Genomic DNA, 17,254 nt, shown 5'->3' with positions numbered 1-17,254 from the left:
AAAGACTGAGCTTTTTGTTTTTGCGTTTTAACAAGAACCCCGTGCCGAAAGGTGCGGGGTTTTTTGCGGTGTGGGGTATGTCTCCCCGGTGGCGCTGCGCTTACCGGGGCTACAAAACAGTAGCCCGGACAAGGTGCGCAGCACCGCCTCCGGGGAAAATTCCGCCATACCCGTCCCATTATCTTCATTTAAAGCAAAATAAAACCCCGTCATGGCACTCCCTTCGCCATAAACCACTTTTTCCCTGCCTCTGCGTTGGCGTTGATCGCGAAAACCGCTCTTCCGAAAAAAAATGTGAATGTAATCACATATAAAGATATAACAATTATATAACATTTAGTTTACTAACTAATTTGTCTGCGTGACGTGGTACGCCCGACAAGACAGATTGCAGTCTTTGCTGGAGCAATATAACAATGACAGAAAGTAGCATTACCGAACGGGGTGCGCCGGATCAGGCTGATACCCGTCGTCGTATTTGGGCAATTGTTGGCGCATCCTCGGGGAATCTGGTTGAGTGGTTTGATTTTTACGTCTACTCATTCTGCTCGCTCTATTTTGCCCATATCTTCTTCCCATCCGGGAATACCACCACTCAACTGTTACAAACAGCTGGCGTATTTGCCGCCGGGTTTCTGATGCGTCCAATCGGTGGATGGTTGTTTGGTCGAATCGCTGACCGCCGCGGACGTAAAGCATCTATGCTTATCTCGGTGTGCATGATGTGCTTCGGATCACTGGTGATTGCCTGTCTGCCTGGATATGCCGTTATCGGCACCTGGGCTCCGGCGCTGCTGCTGCTGGCTCGTCTGTTTCAGGGGCTGTCGGTGGGAGGAGAATACGGCACCAGTGCGACTTATATGAGTGAAGTGGCGATTGAAGGTAAGAAAGGCTTTTACGCTTCCTTCCAGTATGTCACGTTAATTGGCGGTCAACTGCTGGCGGTATTAGTCGTCGTAGCGCTTCAGCAGGTGCTCAGCGATGAAGATCTCCATGCCTGGGGATGGCGTATTCCTTTTGCTCTTGGGGCGGTACTGGCTATCGTGGCGCTATGGCTGCGTCGTCAGCTGGATGAAACCTCAAAGCAGGAGACTCGAGCGCTGAAAGAGGCGGGGTCGTTTAAAGGGTTGTGGCGCAATCGTCGGGCCTTCGTGATGGTATTAGGCTTTACCGCCGCCGGATCGCTGACCTTCTACACCTTTACTACCTATATGCAAAAGTATCTGGTCAACACGGCGGGCATGACGGCCGGCACCGCCAGCGTGATCATGACTGCGGCGTTGTTCGTTTATATGCTGGTTCAGCCGCTGTTCGGTGCTTTTTCCGATAAAGTCGGTCGCCGAACGTCCATGCTTTGCTTTGGCGTGCTGGCGACGTTATTTACCGTGCCTATTCTCAGCGCCCTGCAGAAGGTAAGCTCGCCTTACGCTGCCTTTGGGCTGGTAATTTGTGCCTTGCTGATCGTCAGTTTCTATACCTCGATCAGCGGTATCCTGAAAGCTGAGATGTTCCCGGCTCAGGTTCGCGCGCTTGGGGTCGGACTGTCCTATGCCGTCGCGAATGCCCTGTTCGGCGGCTCGGCGGAGTACGTCGCTCTGTCGCTCAAGTCGGCGGGGATTGAACACGCGTTTTACTGGTATGTGACGGTGATGGCGGCCATTGCCTTCCTGGTTTCCTTGATGTTGCATCGCAAGGGGAAAGGGCTACGCCTGTAGCGTTTACTGGTGTGCCAACTGCCATACAGCGTAGCCGGTGGTCGCGCCGGCTACGTCCCAGGCAAAATCTTTCCAGCTCCAGCCGCTCCCTGCCGGGCGGCTGTCCCAAAGTTCTTTTGAAGCGCCAAGGCTGATGGAAAACATCAAGCCGATAGCGGCGCTGCGGTCCCGGCTGTAACCCTGATGTTGCGCATATTCATTGCCAGCGGCAGACAGCATCGCCGAGGCAAGAAAATGCTGGGCTTTGTCCTGACCGGACCATGCATCATTCGCCATGTGGCTGCAGCCCGTTAACAGCAGCGAAGCAATCACTATTATCGTACGCATAATGCTTCCAGAAAAAAGCCCCGTCGACGCGGGGCTGATAGTCAGAGAATACGGCTGATCAGCCGGTCAATGCGGATCCGTCGCAGACGGCGGATCAGTTTCCGCACTTTAACCGGATAGTCGGCAATACTTTGCAGATCCCGATAATGTTTCACCACCGTGGTGTGGGTGCGGATGAGCTTCAGCTCTTTCTCCCGCATGGCTCCCAGCTGCTGCTTTGGATCATGGATAAGAATGGCGTTTTCCAGATCGAGTCGCCAGGCGCGCGGGTTCAGGTTGTTGCCGGTAAGCAGCATCCACTCATCGTCAACCCACATGCCTTTCAGGTGATAGCTGTTATCGTCATCCTTCCACAGGCGGACGATCAGCTGATCGGTATTCACATAATACTGCAGCCGGCTGAGGAAACGCCGCAGGTTGATTTCATAAAGATAAGGAAGCGCACCGATGATTTTAAACGGTTGATCTTCTGGTATGTAGAAATCGTTAGCGGTTTTATCGCCGACAATAATCTCCACCTGTTTACCGTCGCGCAGCAGCTGAATGATATTTCTGACCAGCACGGCAGGGAGGTTGAAGTAGGGGGTGCAGATCGTCAGCTTGTGCTCGGCACAGGGCATCAGGTGAAAAATGGTTTTGTTCAGCAGACTGGATTTACCCAGACCTACCAGCGGAGTGACGGAGAGTTCTTCGTCACCGGCAGTACCGACAAAATGGTAGCTGCGGTCGCGGAGCTCCTGACGGTACTGGCGAATGTCGTTTTTGATTTCCGGACTTTTTGGCCGATCCGGTCTGTCGAGACGATTAACGCCGCGTCCCTGGACCAGATTATTGTCGACCCAGTCGAACATGACGTCCGCCATCTTGCCGTTACGGATGCACTGATAGCGATCATAGCGGTACTTATCATGCTGATGCAGATAAACATCGTTCAGGCTGGCGCCGCTGTAGAGGACGCAGTCATCGATAATAAAGCCTTTGAAATGGAGAACGCCAAGCGCCTCCCGGGTGTTAATCGGCACGCCGTAAACGGGAATATCGATGCCCGGATTTTCATTGGCCATTCGACAATACCAGTCGGCATTGGTGTTGGAGGCAGCGGCGCCGATACGGCCACGTTGAGCGCGGTGCCAGTCCACAAGGACGCGAACATCGAGTTCCGGACGCTGGCGTTTGGCGTCATAAAGGGCCTGCAAAATTCCTTTTCCGCCATCATCTTGCTCAAGGTAGAGCGCAATAATGCATATACGCTGAGTGGCGTTGGCAATCCGGGTCAGTAACGCTTCCCTGAATTCTGCAGGGGCGTAAAAGAACTCTACATCATCAACTGACTGAGAAAGCTTAGGGAGTTGGGCAAGGTGTTGTTGATGTTTATTACGCTTAAATTTTGACAACATCACAGTGCGTTTCTTCTCTGTTTATTGAAGGGTCTTCTGTACCATGCAGACGACGTAAGCGGGCAATAATACCATCACTACCCGCTAAAGTGGTCAACAATTGCGGTCAGCGTCGCGCGATTGTCCCTGGGTCAGGGGAAGCGACAGACTGACAATCCCCTCTTCCAGCTGAATATCGACGGTGAATCCCAGCTTTCTGGCGAGGCCGATCATGCCTCTATTATTCGGCATTGTAATCCCATTCAGCCGCTGCAGCCCGTGGCTTTGCGTATAGGCGATCAGCTTTTCCAGCAGTCTTCGTCCCAGCCCTAACCCTTTTAAATCTGAGCGGACCAGAACGGCAAACTCGGCATCAATATTGTCAGGATCGGAGATAGCGCGCGTCACACCAAGGATTTCGCTCTGTTCTGCGGTTGTCCTGACGGCGACGAACGCCATTTCACGATCGTAGTCGATCTGCGTCATATTGGCTAAGTCATCGTGGGTAAATTCATTGATCTCGCTAAAATAACGATAATAGAGATCTTCTTTGGTGACCTGGGCGATAAACGCGAGCAGCTGAGGTTCATCTTCGGGGAGGATCGGTCGGAACAGGCAGCGATCGCCATTTTTCATCACCACCCACTCCTCCAGTTGGTGCGGATAGGGACGAATGGCGAGGCGGCTATCACTGTCGCCGTTAAAGGGGGCGAGACCGAGGGTCACATCCAGTGCCGTAAACTCGTTGCCGGCGGCGAGCAGGGGATGAATGTCCAGGCGCTGGATCTCCGGACAATCGACGATCAGGTTCGACACCTGAACCAGCAACTGGCTCAGGCCAACGATATCCAGCGGGCGCAGTGCACTACGGCCGCGGATCTTTTTATTTTTGATCGCCTGGATAACCAGATAACGCGCCAGGTTCATATTCAGCGGCGGCAGTGCCACCGCGGCCTGATCTTCGGCCCGCCACTCCACGCCGCCTTCGCCAAGCATAATCAAAGGACCAAAAAGAGGATCGTGTTCAACCACTACTCTCAGTTCCTGAGCGCCGGCACGATTAGCCATACTCTGTACCAGCAGACCATGAATGCGCGCCTGGGGCCAGGCGAGCCTGACGCGATCGATCATCGCATCCGCTGCCTGCTGGACCTCTGCGGCGGTACGCAGATACAACATGACCCCCTGAACTTCCGATTTGTGCGGGATATCCGGGGAACGCAGCTTCAGCGCAACCGGATAGCCTATTTGCTCTGCGATATGTACCGCTTCCGCGCTGTCTGCGGCGATCCAGGTCGGCAAAGTATGGATGCCATAGGCACGTAGCACCGGGCTGACCTCGTGGGTATCCAGCGTGGTGGTGCCATCATCTATCGCCTGCTGCAGTAGGGCATGCGCCTCGCTGGTATTGGCGGTTAATGAGTCCGGTAGCACCGGCGTCTCACGCAGTTGCTTCTGGTTGCGTCGATACTCGACCATGTGCATAAAAGCGGTGATCGTCCCCTCCGGTGTGCGGTAGGTGGGGAGTCCGGCATCACTGAACAAGCGCCGCGCTTCCTGTGAGGAGAATTCGCCGCACCAGTTGGTCAGCACAGTGACATATTTACCACGCGGATGATGCTTAAGAGCATCTATCAGCGCCAGGGCGCTCTCGGTGCCAGGTGCGGCGGCGCTGGGCGAGTGGATCACCAGCAGCGCGTCATAGTCCTGGCTATTAAGCAGAATATTCAACGCCTGCTGATAATGTTGGCTGCTGGCGTCATCGCGCAGATCCAGTGGGTTAGCGATCCCGACGCCCCCCGGCAGTGCCTGGCGTAAGGCGTCGCACGTCTCCTCGCTGAGGACCGCCAGCTTGCCATTACGCAACCAGAGCTCATCCAGGGCCAGCGCTGCCGGCGCCGCACCGTTGCTGACGATCATTAATTTTTCACCGCGCAGTGGGCGCATGTGGCTGAGCGTTTCCACCGCAGAGAAAAGCTCATGGGTATCCTGCACCCGCAGCAGGCCTGCACGCTGAATGGCCGCATCCCATGCCGGATCCATCCCTGAGTTAACCTGCAACAGCTTTTGCGCCGCGGGGCTGCGGCCGCTTTTAATCACCAGGATTGGCTTGTTACGCGAGGCGCTGCGTGCGGCGGAGACAAACCGACGGGCGTCGCTGAGATGTTCGAGGTACAGCAAAATGGCGCTGGTCTTGCTGTCGCGGGCCAGAAAGTCCAGCAGGTCATCGACATCAATATCCAGGCTATCGCCCAGCGCGATGAAGTAGGAGAACCCCATCTCACGCTGCTGTGCCCAGTCAAGAATGGTATTGGAGACGGCGGCAGACTGCGAAATAAAGGCCAGTTTACCGCGATGGATCGGCACCGGTGAAAAGCTGGCGTTCAGCCCTTGCCATGGGGCCAGTAATCCGAGACTGTTGGGGCCGAGCAGGCGCATCTGAAAGCGCGTGGCACATTCCAGCAGCGCCGGATACTGGTCCGGCTGCGAAGAGAGGATGATGCAGGTCTTGCAGCCTTTTTGCCCTAAGGCTTCGAGCAATTCGAGATTACGCCGGGCGTTAGTACAGAGCACCGCCAGATCCGGCGTAAACGGCAGGCTGTCGATGGTAGGCCATGCCAGTACCCCAAGCACCGCCTTCCAGGCGGGGGTCACCGGCAATACCGGACCATTGAAACCGCCGGCTAACAGGTTGCGCATCATGAGATAGCCAGCGCGCTGTGGCTTCATTGACGCGCCAATGACGGCGATGGACTTTGGTCGCAGCAGCGCTTCCAGGCCTCGTTGGCTCATACCGGTCTCCTTTCATCCCAGTGACCGAATGATTTTAAACGTTTTCTACCTGGTCCGCTGTGATGCTGCCCTTATGCTGGGTTTTTCCCGCCAGATAGCGGGTCCGGAAACGAGTGAAGTGTTCGCCAAGCGCTGAGGCGGCCGGGGCATCACCCGCCAGGTCCAGCAGGGCGATCGCCACTTCCGCGGTACAGTATTGTCCGTCGGCGTGTGCTTCACGTAGATAGTAGGCTGAGATGCGGGACAAATCGACGGAGATGATCGGCAGCGCGTCAAGATAAGGACTCTTGCGGAACATTTTACGCGCTTCGGTCCAGGTGCCGTCGAGCATGATAAATAGCGGCGGTTTGCCGGAGGGCGGCGCGCTCAGGACCTGGCGCTCCGGCCCGGCGTAGGAGGCAGGGAACACCACCATTGGCTGATAATCAGGATGGGCGACCAGATCGAGCAGCCCCTGTGGCGGCTCGGTTCTCGACCACTGATAAGCCTCAGTATCTGGCAGAATATCGGCAATGAGTCGGCCGGTGTTGCTGGGCTTCATCGGCTCTGTATCAAACATCACCAGACAGAAGCGGCTGGTGGCCTGCGCTGGCACTAACGTCGCGCACAAACACTGTTTAAGCGGCAGCAGGCAGCGTTGGCAGCGGCGGATACGGTTACCACGAGCAAGGAAAGGTCGGGTCGCCCGCGCGAGACGTTCGGCGCGCAGGCGAAGAACAGCGTTATCAATCATGAGAGTCGCTAGTGAAAAACGCTATTGTCGCAGAGGCGAAAACGGGGCACAAGCCGTGCCCCGGAAGGATTACTGTTGGCCGGCTTCGTTCAGCCAGCTATCGAATGGCGCTTTTGGCACTGCGCCATTAAGCATGTCTATTACTTCGCCATTTTTGAATATCATAATGGTCGGGATACTGCGGATACGAAACCGGGCGCTGAGCTCACGTTCTGCTTCGGTGTTTACTTTTACAAAACGCATCTTCCCACTACGCTCTTCCGCGACATCTTCAAAGATCGGCGCGAAGCTACGGCAGGGGCCGCACCATGGCGCCCAGAAATCGACAACGACCGGCAGATCGTCCTTTAAGAGTTTATCCAGCGTTGCCCCGGTCGCGTTGATGACGTCGCCGTCAAAAAGATCGTGACCGCAGCGTCCGCACTTTGCGCCATCCGCGCTACGATCGTCCGGAAGGCGGTTCAGAGCCTGACAACTGGCACAAACGGTATTCATAACTAACCTCTGGTTATGGGTTGCAACGTGGCACGTGGCCGATATGTTTCTGTGATGTTACACATTATCGATTAAGTGTTATTGAAGGACAATGCGTTTTGTTCGATGAGTGCAATAGAGGCCGGCTTTTAAACGAAATCATGGCGAAGCGATGACACATCGGGTAATCTGCGCGCTTCGCGCAGCGCAGGTGGAGAAAATTGATGAGCGACGAACTGAAAAATAAAAGCGGCAAGGTCAAAGTGATGTATGTCCGCAGTGATGATGATTCTGATAAACGCACCCATAACCCACGTACCGGGAAAGGGGGAGGTCGTCCAGGAAAATCTCGTGTTGACGGCCGCAGCCGCCCTGCGCGCGATGAACGAAACAGCCGCGGTGACGATCGTAAACGCGATGACCGCAAGCGTGACGACCGCAAGCGCGATGATTTCCATCGCGACGATGCGTCCCCGTGGCGTACTGTTTCCCGCGCCCCTGGCGATGAGACCCCGGTAAAAGAAGATCACGGCGGGATCAGCGGGAAGAGCTTTATTGATCCGGAAGTGCTGCGTCGTCAGCGTGCGGAAGAAACCCGCGTGTATGGCGAAAACGCCTGTCAGGCGCTGTTCCAGAGTCGTCCGGAAGCTATCGTTCGCGCCTGGTTTATCCAGAGTGTGACGCCGCGCTTTAAAGAGGCGCTGCGCTGGATGGCGGCTAACCGTAAAGCCTATCATGTCGTGGACGAAGCTGAGCTGGCAAAAGCCTCCGGCACCGAGCACCACGGCGGGGTCTGCTTCCTGATCAAAAAACGCCACGGCACCTCTGTTGCCCAATGGGTCGCGAAGGCCGCGGAAGAAGATTGCGTTCTGGCGCTGGAAGATGTTGGCAACCCGCACAACCTCGGCGCGATCATGCGTAGCTGCGCGCACTTTGGCGTGAAAGGCGTTGTGGTCCAGGATGCCGGCGTGCTGGAGTCCGGGGCGGCGATCCGTACGGCGGAGGGCGGTGCGGAGCATGTTGAACCGATCACCGGCGACAGCTTTATTGATACGCTGGATCAGTTCCGCAACGCGGGCTACGCGATTGTCTCAACGTCCAGCCATAATGGCATCCCGCTGTTCAAAGCCGAGCTGCCGAAGAAAATGGTGCTGGTGTTAGGCCAGGAGCGTGATGGTCTGTCCGATGCGGCGATTTCCAGCGCCGATCTCAGCGTTGCCATCGACGGTACCGGCAATGTTGAAAGCCTGAACGTCTCTGTGGCGACCGGCGTCCTGCTGGCGGAATGGTGGCGTCAGAACAAGGCGTAATTCGTCTGCCTGAATGCGAAAAAGCCAGCTAATGCTGGCTTTTTTATGCCTGTCGATCACTCGCTTTCGGCGGGCAGCACTGGCATCCAGTCGATCGGCGCTTCGCCGCGGTCAACCAGCCACTGGTTGGTCTGTACGAAATGGTTGCTGCCAAAGAAGCCGCGATGTGCAGAGAGCGGCGAAGGGTGTGGCGCCTTCAGCACGCAGTGGCGCTGACGATCGATAATCGCGCCTTTCTTCTGCGCATGAGAACCCCACAGCAGAAAGACCACCCCCTCGCAATGCTCATTGATTAACGCGATAACTTTATCGGTAAAGGTCTCCCAACCAAGGCTGGCGTGCGAGTGCGCCTGTCCGGCGCGGACGGTCAGGACCGTATTCAGCAGCAGCACGCCCTGTCGCGCCCAGCTTTCCAGGTAACCGTGGGTGGGGCGGGTAAAGCCGGGGATCGTGGCCTCCAGCTCTTTGTACATATTCAGCAGCGACGGCGGGATCGCGACGCCCGGGCGAACCGAGAACGCCAGACCGTGAGCCTGACCCGGGCCGTGATAGGGGTCCTGGCCGAGAATGACGACTTTGACATCGCTCAGTTCGGTAAAGCGAAACGCATTGAAGACGTCTTTTTGCGGTGGATAGATAGTGATCCCGGACTGACGCTCTTCGGCGACGGTCTTCAGAGTATTGAGAAAATAGGGTTGTTGCTTTTCATCCGCCAGCACGTCATGCCAGGTTAAAGGGGTGGTCATCTTGCTCTCCTGCAAAGGGTCATCGCTATAGCTTAACGACTTCTTTCTGCAGAACAAAATCGCTACCGTTATCTCGTTGCTTTTATGCAAATAAAATTGAAAATTTACAAAAATATTTTTAACCCCACCTGGCGTAACTTGATGTAAAACAATAAAATCCTCGCATACCCACTTTTAGTGAGTGGTTTTTATTGATTTGAATCAATGAATGCCAAGGGTACGGCTGATATATATACAGTCATACAACAATGGTTTTACCAATTGGCCGCGAAGAGGCCAAAATCGAATAAACACTGCCTGGGAGGCATCAAATGATTACTGGTATCCAAATTACTAAAGCGGCAAACGACGACCTGCTGAACTCTTTCTGGCTGCTGGATAGCGAAAAAGGCGAAGCACGTTGCCTGTGCGCCAAAGGTGGTTTTGCGGAAGATGACGTGGTTGCGGTGAGCAAACTGGGCGAAATCGAATACCGTGAAATCCCGGTAGACGTGAAACCGGAAGTTCGCGTGGAAGGCGGTCAGCACCTGAACGTTAACGTGCTGCGTCGCGAAACCCTGCTGGACGCGGTTGAGCATCCGGAAAAGTATCCGCAGCTCACCATTCGTGTTTCCGGCTACGCGGTACGTTTCAACTCCCTGACTCCGGAACAGCAGCGCGACGTTATCGCTCGTACCTTTACCGAAAGCCTGTAAGGCTGACGCAAGATGTGAAAACGCCGGGATATCCCGGCGTTTTTTTTACTCTTCGTTGGACGCTGATGGCGTTTCGGCTGCACTTGGCTTGCGGCGCTTACCGATATTCTTGGTATCGCGGTGGCGCTTCTTCACCCGAGGTTTCTCTTTTTCATCTTTTTTCTTCTGAGCGCGCTTCGCCAGCACTTTCTTCGACGGCTTACCGGTCAGTTTCTCGCTTGGCGCACGGGTCGTTGGGCGCAGTTCATCGATCACCCTGGCCTTCAGCGGCTCTTCAATATAACGCCCAATCTTACCCAGCAGCAGATGATCATGCGCTTCCACCAGAGAAATGGCGGTTCCTTTTTTACCGGCGCGGCCGGTACGACCGATACGGTGCAGGTAGGTATCCGCGGTACGCGGCATATCGAAGTTAAAGACGTGGCTGACGTCCGGAATATCGATACCGCGGGCAGCGACGTCGGTGGCAATCAGCACGTTCACGCGACCGTCGGTCAGGCGCTTGATGGCTTCGTTACGTTTGGCCTGCACCATCTCGCCTTCCAGCCAGCAGGTGTTAATCCCGGCCTCACGCAGCCAGTTGGCCAGCTCATGCACGCGCTCGCGCTTACGCACAAAGACGATAGCGCGGGTGGCTTCGGGCTGTTGCAGCAGATTCACCAGCAGTTTGGTTTTATGTTCGATATCGTCGGCGCGGTAGTACCACTGGTGGATTTTCTTACGCTCACGGGTCGACGGATTGGCGGAAACTTCCACCGGCTCCTCCAGCAGACGCTCAGCGAAGTCTTTAATCGCATCGCCTTCCAGTGTCGCGGAGAACAGCATCGTCTGCTTACGCCAGCGAGTTTCACCGGCGATGGTTTCGATATCCTGAGCAAAGCCCATGTCCAGCATGCGGTCGGCTTCATCGAGGATCAGGGTTTCGACGGCGCGGCAGTCAAAGTTCTCTTCTTTAATATATTGCAGCAGGCGACCGGTGGTCGCGACCACGATATCCTGGTTTTCGCTGAACACTTCCGCGTGGTTCATGTACGCGACACCGCCGGTAATGGTGGCGATATCCAGATGGGTATGCTTCGCCAGCTCGCGGGCGTGGTCAGCCACCTGCATCGCCAGCTCACGGGTTGGCGTCAGGATAAGAATTCGCGGCGGGCCGGATTTCTTACGCGGGAAATCGAGCAGGTGCTGCAACGCTGGCAGCAGATACGCCGCCGTTTTACCGGTGCCGGTCGGCGCTGAACCGAGAATGTCACGGCCATCGAGCGCAGGCGGAATAGCGGCGGCCTGAATGGCTGTCGGGCGAGTGAAACCTTTATCCTGGAGGGCTTCCAGCAGGTTTTCGTCGAGTTCAAGTTCGGAAAAAGTCGTTACAGTCATGTTCTACCTCTGAGTGGGCCGCCGATTATAGACGTTACTGACGTAATGTTCATCTGTTTGTAAGGCTATCTGTTCTCCGGTATTGTGCATAGCCTTACGTTCAGGAGTTTTTGTCGGCAAGGTTATTGAGGATGTCTCAGTCGAAGTTTGCGCTGCCGCGCAATGGTTTTACCTTCAAACAGTTCTTCGTCGCCCATGACCGTTGTGCCATGAAGGTGGGCACCGACGGTATTTTACTCGGCGCCTGGGCGCCGATTGCCGGCGTGAAGCATGTGCTGGATATTGGCGCGGGCTGCGGTCTGTTGGCGCTCATGGTGGCGCAGCGTACCGCTCACGATGTGCGTGTCGATGCGGTTGAGCTGGACGAAGAGGCCGCTGCTCAGGCACAGGAAAATGTCCTCGCGTCACCCTGGTCCGCACGAATTGACGTCAGCCAGGCCGATATTCATCAGTGGCAGCCGTCGCAGACCCGACGCTATGAACTGATAATCAGTAACCCGCCCTTTTTTGCCGAAGGGGTGCCTTGCGCAACCTCGCAGCGGGAGCAGGCGCGGTATACCACGACGCTCGATCACGCCTCCCTGCTGACCTGTGCCGCAGAGTTGATCACGGAAGAAGGATTTTTTTGCGTCGTCCTGCCGGTGGATATCGGGAATGCGTTTATCGAGCGGGCAACCGCGATGGGCTGGCATCTGCGACTGCGCACTGACGTGGCGGAGACCGAGCTGCGGCCGCCGCATCGGGTACTTCTCGCTTTCTCGCCAACGGCGGGGGAGTGTTTCAGCGACCGGCTGGTGATCCGCGGGCCAGAGCAGCAGTATTCTGAAGGATTTACTGCTCTGACCGAGGATTTTTATCTCTTTATGTGAGCCAGGGGCGACAATATTGAGGGGCCGCTGTTCGGCAGCGGCTGTGGATAGTCGAGGGTATAGTGCAGACCGCGACTCTCTTTACGCAACATCGCACAGCGTACGATAAGCTCCGCTACCTGCACCAGATTGCGCAGCTCCAGCAGATTATTCGAGACGCGGAAGCGGGCGTAATACTCATCCAGCTCCTGCTGTAGCATGGTAATGCGCCGCAGGGCGCGCTCCAGTCGGCGCGTCGTGCGCACAATCCCGACATAATCCCACATCAGCAGCCGCAGTTCGTGCCAGTTGTGCTGGATAACCACCAGTTCATCCGGGATCTCCACCTGACTTTCATCCCATGCCGGCAGAGTGGCGACCTTCTGAGCCAGCGGCAGGCGCCGGGCGATATCCTCCGCAGCGGACCAGCCATAGACCAGGCACTCCAGCAGCGAGTTTGACGCCATTCGGTTCGCACCGTGTAGCCCGGTATAGCTGACTTCACCGATGGCGTATAAACCATCGACGTCAGTACGGCCATTATCATCCACCATCACACCGCCGCAGGTGTAATGCGCGGCGGGAACGATCGGCACCGGCTCTTTTGTCAAATCGATGCCCAGGCCGAGCAGCTTTTCGTAAATCATCGGGAAGTGCTGGCGAACAAACGCCTCGGGCTTGTGACTGATATCAAGGTACATGCAGTCGACGCCGAGGCGCTTCATTTCATGATCGATAGCACGGGCAACAATATCGCGCGGAGCCAGTTCACCGCGTTCGTCAAAGTCCGGCATAAAGCGGGTGCCGTCCGGTCGCTTAAGATGAGCGCCTTCGCCGCGCAGTGCTTCAGTAAGCAGGAAATTGCGTGCCTGTGGATGATACAACGCGGTGGGGTGGAACTGGTTGAACTCCAGATTCGCCACCCGGCATCCCGCTCGCCAGGCCATCGCAATACCGTCTCCGGAAGAGACGTCGGGGTTGGTGGTGTATTGATAAACCTTGGCGGCGCCGCCGGTCGCGAGCACTACCGCCTTCGCGCTGCAGGTTTCTACGCGCTCTTTATTGCGGTTCCAGATCCAGGCCCCAACTACCCGGCGCGTACCTGGCAGGCCAATTTTATCCGAGACGATCAAATCAACCGCATTGCTGCGCTCAATGATGCGGATATTAGGATGAGCAAGGGCTTTATCGACCAGTGTCGTTTCCACCGCTTTGCCGGTAGCGTCAGCGGCGTGAAGAATGCGCCGGTGGCTGTGTCCCCCCTCGCGGGTGAGGTGGTAGCTCTCTTCGCCATTCGCCTGAACCTGGGTGTCGAATAGCACCCCCTGATCGATAAGCCACTGTACGCAAGGCCTGGCGTTGCTGGCAACGAAGGTGACCGCATGGCGATCGCAGAGTCCTGCGCCAGCGATGAGGGTGTCTTCGACATGAGATTCGATACTGTCCGTCTCATCAAAGACGGCGGCAATTCCGCCCTGCGCATAAAAGGTCGAACCTTCGCTAATCGGCCCTTTACTAAGTACCGTCACCGAACTGTGCTCTGCCAGGCGCAGGGCAAGGGAAAGACCGGCAGCGCCGCTGCCAATAATCAACACGTCACAAGAGAAATCAGGTGTGGTATTCATCGTCTTTGTTTAATTTACTAAACACATTTCGCTCACAATAGCACCAGCCTGCGAGGAATCGTACAATTTTTTTGCCTGGCGTTGTGACGGCTAAACAGAAAGGGACGGGAAAGGTGGCGTTGAGGGCGTAAAAAACGAAGCGGGGCCGCTTGTTTCTATAGGATTTTATAGTGAAATAAACGCCGTGTTACGATACCCTTCAAACGGGCCTGCGCTTTTTCTTATTGACTAACCTATCGTTTAGCAACCTGGGCATATAATGATTGATAACGATCTGCCGCCGTTGCCAGACAAAAAACAAAAGCGTAACGGAACTTTATTGTTTTCATGCACTCCAACAGTCAGCTTGCTCATAATGCAGATTTTGGGTGGTGTTTTGAAGACGCATGGGAATTGGGTTTGGGGAGACATTACCTCGGATGAGCGAGCAGTTAACGGATCAGGTCCTTGTTGAACGGGTCCAGAAAGGAGATCAGAAAGCGTTTAATTTGCTGGTGGTGCGCTATCAGCATAAGGTCGCGAGCCTGGTTTCCCGCTATGTACCGCCGGGCGATATCGCTGACGTTGTTCAGGAATCGTTCGTTAAGGCATGGCGTGCGCTGGACTCTTTCCGGGGAGATAGCGCTTTTTACACCTGGTTATACCGTATCGCCGTCAACACGGCGAAGAATTATCTGGTTGCTCAGGGACGCCGTCCGCCGTCCAGCGATGTTGACGCCAACGAGGCGGAAAACTTCGAAAGCGGTGGGGCGTTGAAAGAAATTTCGAACCCTGAGAACTTAATGTTGTCAGAAGAACTGAGACAAATAGTTTTTCGTACCATTGAATCGCTCCCGGAAGATTTACGCATGGCAATTACGTTACGGGAGCTGGATGGCCTGAGCTATGAAGAGATAGCCGCTATCATGGATTGTCCGGTTGGGACGGTGCGTTCGCGTATCTTCCGGGCGCGAGAAGCTATTGATAATAAAGTTCAACCGCTTATCAGGCGTTGACGATAGCGGAATACTGGAAAAGGGTATCAGGCATGCAGAAAGAAAAACTTTCGGCTTTAATGGATGGTGAAACGCTGGATAACGAACTGCTCAACGAGCTGAGTCGTTCTTCTGAGATGCAAAAAACCTGGGAGAGTTACCACCTTATTCGCGATACGCTGCGTGGCGATACCGCAGAGGTGCTGCAGTTTGATATCTCCGCCCGGGTGATGGCCGCCATTGAAAATGAGCCCGTTCGTCAGACGGCGCCGCTTATTCCTGAATCTCAGCCCGCACCAAACCAGTGGCGGCAAATGCCGTTCTGGAACAAGGTGCGTCCGTGGGCCAGTTCACTGACTCAGATGGGCGTAGCCGCCTGCGTATCGCTTGCGGTAATCGTCGGCGTCCAGCACTATAATGGACAGTCTGATGCGACCCAGCAGCCAGAGGCGCCGGTGTTTAATACGCTGCCGATGATGGGTAAAGCGAGCCCGGTTAGCCTTGGCGTACCGGCTGACGCATCAGCAGGTAGCGGCCAGCAGGCGCAGGTGCAGGAGCAGCGCCGCCGGATTAACGCCATGTTGCAGGATTATGAACTGCAGCGTCGCCTGCACGCTGAGCAGCTGCAGTTTGGCCAGGCCCAGACTCAGCAGGCTGCAGTCCAGGTGCCGGGCTATCAAACTTTAGGAACGCAATCGCAGTAATGAAGCAACTTTGGTGTGCTATGTCACTCATGGCAGGCAGCCTGTTGTTCTCTGTCAACGCCTCGGCTGATACATCGTCCGGGGCGTTGTTGCAGCAGATGAACCTGGCCAGCCAGTCACTCAATTATGAGCTGTCTTTCGTCAGCATCAGCAAACAAGGCGTTGAGTCGCTGCGTTATCGTCATGCGCGGCTGAACAACCAGCCGCTGGCGCAGCTGCTGCAGCTGGACGGTCCGCGCCGGGAAGTGGTTCTGCGCGGTACAGAAATCAGCTATTTTGAACCCGGTCTCGATCCATTCACGCTGAACGGCGACTATATCGTCGATTCGCTGCCGTCATTGGTTTACAGCGATTTCAAACGTCTTTCCGCAGCGTATGATTTTATTTCTGTGGGCCGTACCCGTATTGCTGATCGCCTGTGCGACGTCATTCGCGTCGTGGCCCGCGACGGCACGCGCTATAGCTTTATCGCCTGGCTGGACGCTGAAACTAAGCTGCCGCTGCGCGTCGATTTGCTCGACCGCGATGGCGAAACGCTGGAGCAGTTCCGGGTGGTCTCCTTCAACGTTGGCGATAATGTAAGCGCCAGCATGGAGACGCTGGCAAAAGCGAATCTGCCGCCGCAGCTGTCGGTGCCTGAAGGAGGCGACAAAGCCAACTTCAACTGGGCGCCGACGTGGCTTCCGCAGGGCATGACGGAGGTTTCCAGTAGCCAGCGCCGTCTTCCCACCTTTGACGGTCCGGTAGAATCACGTCTCTATTCCGACGGTTTGTTCAGCTTCTCGATTAATATCAACCGCGCCACGGCGGCCAGCAGCGACCAGCTGTTGCGCACTGGCCGACGCACCGTCAGCACGACGGTACGCGATAACGCGGAAATCACTGTAGTAGGCGAACTGCCGCCGCAGACGGCGAAGCGTATCTCAGATAGCATTAAATTCAAGGCTGTACAATGATCAAAGAGTGGGCCACCGTGGTTTCCTGGCATAACGGCGTGGCGCAGGTGCACTGCGACGTTAAAGCCTCCTGTAGCAGCTGCGCCTCCCGCGCCGGCTGCGGCAGCCGGGTATTAAACAAGCTGGGGCCGCAGACCAGCCATACCATTAGCGTGCCCTGCGAACAGCCGTTGGCCGCGGGGCAAAAAGTGGAACTGGGGATCGCTGAAAGCAGCCTGCTGGGCTCAGCGCTGCTGGTCTACATGGCGCCGCTGGCGGGGCTGTTTGTGATGGCGTCGATTTTTCAGGTGCTGTTTGCCAGCGATATCGCCTCGCTGTGCGGCGCGCTGTTGGGCGGCGTCGGCGGTTTTCTGATAGCGCGTGGTCTGTCGCCGCAGCTGGCAGCGCGTCAGTCCTGGCAGCCGGTAATTTTGAGCGTCGCGCTGCCGCCGGATCTGCTGCGTGTTGATACGCCTTCCTCTGAAATGGGGCAGTGATTTCACTGTCCCTCATCTTTATTTACTCTTCCTGTTACAACGCCACAATTTCTGCCGTTATGCTGGATCTAACAGCATTTCCTGGTTTCACGGATGTAGTGTAGAATGCGGCGTTTTCGGATTAA

The 17,254-nt window shown here is 55.9% G+C and carries 17 protein-coding genes; 9 read left to right on the top strand and 8 right to left on the bottom strand.

The features are described 5' to 3' along the window. Nucleotides 1-416 precede the first annotated feature (416 nt). Nucleotides 417-1,715: an MFS transporter gene (locus tag ACKLKD_RS18235; RefSeq protein ID WP_025711642.1), complete on the top strand. Its 1,299-nt coding sequence runs from the start codon at nt 417-419 to the stop codon at nt 1,713-1,715. A 3-nt stretch (nt 1,716-1,718) separates the two neighbouring features. Here ACKLKD_RS18235 and ACKLKD_RS18230 read toward each other — a convergent pair whose 3' ends face one another. The 5 genes from ACKLKD_RS18230 to trxC all read right to left on the bottom strand — a co-directional run bounded on the left by ACKLKD_RS18230 (nt 1,719) and on the right by trxC (nt 7,439). Continuing rightward, on the bottom strand, nt 1,719-2,042 hold the full coding sequence (locus ACKLKD_RS18230) for a YfiM family lipoprotein (RefSeq protein WP_025711643.1): 324 nt from the start codon (nt 2,040-2,042) through the stop codon (nt 1,719-1,721). Nucleotides 2,043-2,083: 41 nt separating this feature from the next. Then, nucleotides 2,084-3,439: a CDP-diacylglycerol--serine O-phosphatidyltransferase gene (gene pssA / locus ACKLKD_RS18225; protein ID WP_025711644.1), complete on the bottom strand. Its 1,356-nt coding sequence runs from the start codon at nt 3,437-3,439 to the stop codon at nt 2,084-2,086. Between the two features lie 93 nt (nt 3,440-3,532). Then, nucleotides 3,533-6,211 (bottom strand): bifunctional acetate--CoA ligase family protein/GNAT family N-acetyltransferase, encoded by a 2,679-nt coding sequence (locus ACKLKD_RS18220; protein WP_025711645.1) that lies wholly within the window; start codon nt 6,209-6,211, stop codon nt 3,533-3,535. Between the two features lie 34 nt (nt 6,212-6,245). Further along, nucleotides 6,246-6,944, bottom strand: a complete 699-nt coding sequence (gene tapT / locus ACKLKD_RS18215) for a tRNA-uridine aminocarboxypropyltransferase (RefSeq protein ID WP_025711646.1) — start codon at nt 6,942-6,944, stop codon at nt 6,246-6,248. Between the two features lie 69 nt (nt 6,945-7,013). Further along, the gene (gene trxC / locus ACKLKD_RS18210) at nt 7,014-7,439 is read right to left on the bottom strand and encodes a thioredoxin TrxC (RefSeq protein WP_025711647.1); all 426 of its coding nucleotides are present in this window, start codon (nt 7,437-7,439) and stop codon (nt 7,014-7,016) included. A 203-nt stretch (nt 7,440-7,642) separates the two neighbouring features. Here trxC and ACKLKD_RS18205 point away from each other — a divergent pair, with 203 nt between their 5' ends. Then, the gene (locus ACKLKD_RS18205; RefSeq protein ID WP_025711648.1) at nt 7,643-8,728 is read left to right on the top strand and encodes a tRNA/rRNA methyltransferase; all 1,086 of its coding nucleotides are present in this window, start codon (nt 7,643-7,645) and stop codon (nt 8,726-8,728) included. Between the two features lie 56 nt (nt 8,729-8,784). On the opposite strand, the gene ung is transcribed toward ACKLKD_RS18205, so the two are convergent. Beyond that, complete coding sequence (gene ung / locus ACKLKD_RS18200) at nt 8,785-9,474, bottom strand: uracil-DNA glycosylase (RefSeq protein ID WP_025711649.1); 690 nt, start codon at nt 9,472-9,474, stop codon at nt 8,785-8,787. Nucleotides 9,475-9,785: 311 nt separating this feature from the next. On the opposite strand from ung, the gene grcA reads away from it, so the two are divergent. Then, a complete protein-coding gene (gene grcA, locus ACKLKD_RS18195; protein ID WP_002914084.1) occupies nt 9,786-10,169 on the top strand; it encodes an autonomous glycyl radical cofactor GrcA in 384 nt (127 codons plus the stop codon). Nucleotides 10,170-10,214: 45 nt separating this feature from the next. On the opposite strand, the gene srmB is transcribed toward grcA, so the two are convergent. Beyond that, the gene (gene srmB / locus ACKLKD_RS18190) at nt 10,215-11,546 is read right to left on the bottom strand and encodes an ATP-dependent RNA helicase SrmB (protein ID WP_025711652.1); all 1,332 of its coding nucleotides are present in this window, start codon (nt 11,544-11,546) and stop codon (nt 10,215-10,217) included. Nucleotides 11,547-11,677: 131 nt separating this feature from the next. On the opposite strand from srmB, the gene trmN reads away from it, so the two are divergent. Beyond that, nucleotides 11,678-12,415: a tRNA(1)(Val) (adenine(37)-N(6))-methyltransferase TrmN gene (gene trmN, locus ACKLKD_RS18185; RefSeq protein ID WP_025711653.1), complete on the top strand. Its 738-nt coding sequence runs from the start codon at nt 11,678-11,680 to the stop codon at nt 12,413-12,415. Here trmN and nadB read toward each other — a convergent pair. Continuing rightward, nucleotides 12,400-14,019 carry an L-aspartate oxidase gene (gene nadB / locus ACKLKD_RS18180; protein ID WP_087805525.1) on the bottom strand — a complete coding sequence of 540 codons (1,620 nt, stop codon included), beginning with the start codon at nt 14,017-14,019 and terminating at the stop codon, nt 12,400-12,402. The two genes, trmN and nadB, sit on opposite strands and share 16 nt — an antisense overlap. Nucleotides 14,020-14,346: 327 nt before the next feature. Between nadB and rseD the strand changes: the two genes are divergently transcribed. From rseD to rseC, 5 genes are read left to right on the top strand one after another with little or no spacing between them, the layout of a single operon-like run. After that, nucleotides 14,347-14,442 carry a rpoE leader peptide RseD gene (gene rseD, locus ACKLKD_RS18175; RefSeq protein ID WP_121980491.1) on the top strand — a complete coding sequence of 32 codons (96 nt, stop codon included), beginning with the start codon at nt 14,347-14,349 and terminating at the stop codon, nt 14,440-14,442. Next, nucleotides 14,439-15,014: an RNA polymerase sigma factor RpoE gene (gene rpoE, locus ACKLKD_RS18170; protein WP_002914074.1), complete on the top strand. Its 576-nt coding sequence runs from the start codon at nt 14,439-14,441 to the stop codon at nt 15,012-15,014. Before rseD ends, rpoE begins: the two co-directional genes overlap by 4 nt. Nucleotides 15,015-15,046: 32 nt before the next feature. Next, nucleotides 15,047-15,697: an anti-sigma-E factor RseA gene (rseA, locus tag ACKLKD_RS18165; protein ID WP_025711655.1), complete on the top strand. Its 651-nt coding sequence runs from the start codon at nt 15,047-15,049 to the stop codon at nt 15,695-15,697. After that, the gene (rseB, locus tag ACKLKD_RS18160) at nt 15,697-16,653 is read left to right on the top strand and encodes a sigma-E factor regulatory protein RseB (protein WP_004201821.1); all 957 of its coding nucleotides are present in this window, start codon (nt 15,697-15,699) and stop codon (nt 16,651-16,653) included. Before rseA ends, rseB begins: the two co-directional genes overlap by 1 nt. Then, nucleotides 16,650-17,129: a SoxR-reducing system protein RseC gene (rseC, locus tag ACKLKD_RS18155; protein ID WP_025711656.1), complete on the top strand. Its 480-nt coding sequence runs from the start codon at nt 16,650-16,652 to the stop codon at nt 17,127-17,129. Before rseB ends, rseC begins: the two co-directional genes overlap by 4 nt. The last annotated feature ends 125 nt before the right edge of the window (nt 17,130-17,254 follow it).

Source organism: Klebsiella sp. 10982 (assembly GCF_048589245.1).
Lineage (GTDB): Bacteria > Pseudomonadota > Gammaproteobacteria > Enterobacterales > Enterobacteriaceae > Klebsiella > Klebsiella quasivariicola.
This window is presented reverse-complemented; position numbering and strand designations above follow the sequence as displayed.

Coding starts and splice junctions, on each gene's coding strand:
- tapT (WP_025711646.1), bottom strand. CDS start 6,944: ATGATTGATAACGCTGTTCTTCGCCTGCGCGCCGAACGTCTCGCGCGG.
- ACKLKD_RS18220 (WP_025711645.1), bottom strand. CDS start 6,211: ATGAGCCAACGAGGCCTGGAAGCGCTGCTGCGACCAAAGTCCATCGCC.
- rseA (WP_025711655.1), top strand. CDS start 15,047: ATGCAGAAAGAAAAACTTTCGGCTTTAATGGATGGTGAAACGCTGGAT.
- ACKLKD_RS18230 (WP_025711643.1), bottom strand. CDS start 2,042: ATGCGTACGATAATAGTGATTGCTTCGCTGCTGTTAACGGGCTGCAGC.
- rpoE (WP_002914074.1), top strand. CDS start 14,439: ATGAGCGAGCAGTTAACGGATCAGGTCCTTGTTGAACGGGTCCAGAAA.
- rseD (WP_121980491.1), top strand. CDS start 14,347: ATGCACTCCAACAGTCAGCTTGCTCATAATGCAGATTTTGGGTGGTGT.
- ACKLKD_RS18205 (WP_025711648.1), top strand. CDS start 7,643: ATGAGCGACGAACTGAAAAATAAAAGCGGCAAGGTCAAAGTGATGTAT.
- ung (WP_025711649.1), bottom strand. CDS start 9,474: ATGACCACCCCTTTAACCTGGCATGACGTGCTGGCGGATGAAAAGCAA.
- trmN (WP_025711653.1), top strand. CDS start 11,678: ATGTCTCAGTCGAAGTTTGCGCTGCCGCGCAATGGTTTTACCTTCAAA.
- rseC (WP_025711656.1), top strand. CDS start 16,650: ATGATCAAAGAGTGGGCCACCGTGGTTTCCTGGCATAACGGCGTGGCG.
- rseB (WP_004201821.1), top strand. CDS start 15,697: ATGAAGCAACTTTGGTGTGCTATGTCACTCATGGCAGGCAGCCTGTTG.
- srmB (WP_025711652.1), bottom strand. CDS start 11,546: ATGACTGTAACGACTTTTTCCGAACTTGAACTCGACGAAAACCTGCTG.
- ACKLKD_RS18235 (WP_025711642.1), top strand. CDS start 417: ATGACAGAAAGTAGCATTACCGAACGGGGTGCGCCGGATCAGGCTGAT.
- grcA (WP_002914084.1), top strand. CDS start 9,786: ATGATTACTGGTATCCAAATTACTAAAGCGGCAAACGACGACCTGCTG.
- pssA (WP_025711644.1), bottom strand. CDS start 3,439: ATGTTGTCAAAATTTAAGCGTAATAAACATCAACAACACCTTGCCCAA.
- nadB (WP_087805525.1), bottom strand. CDS start 14,019: ATGAATACCACACCTGATTTCTCTTGTGACGTGTTGATTATTGGCAGC.
- trxC (WP_025711647.1), bottom strand. CDS start 7,439: ATGAATACCGTTTGTGCCAGTTGTCAGGCTCTGAACCGCCTTCCGGAC.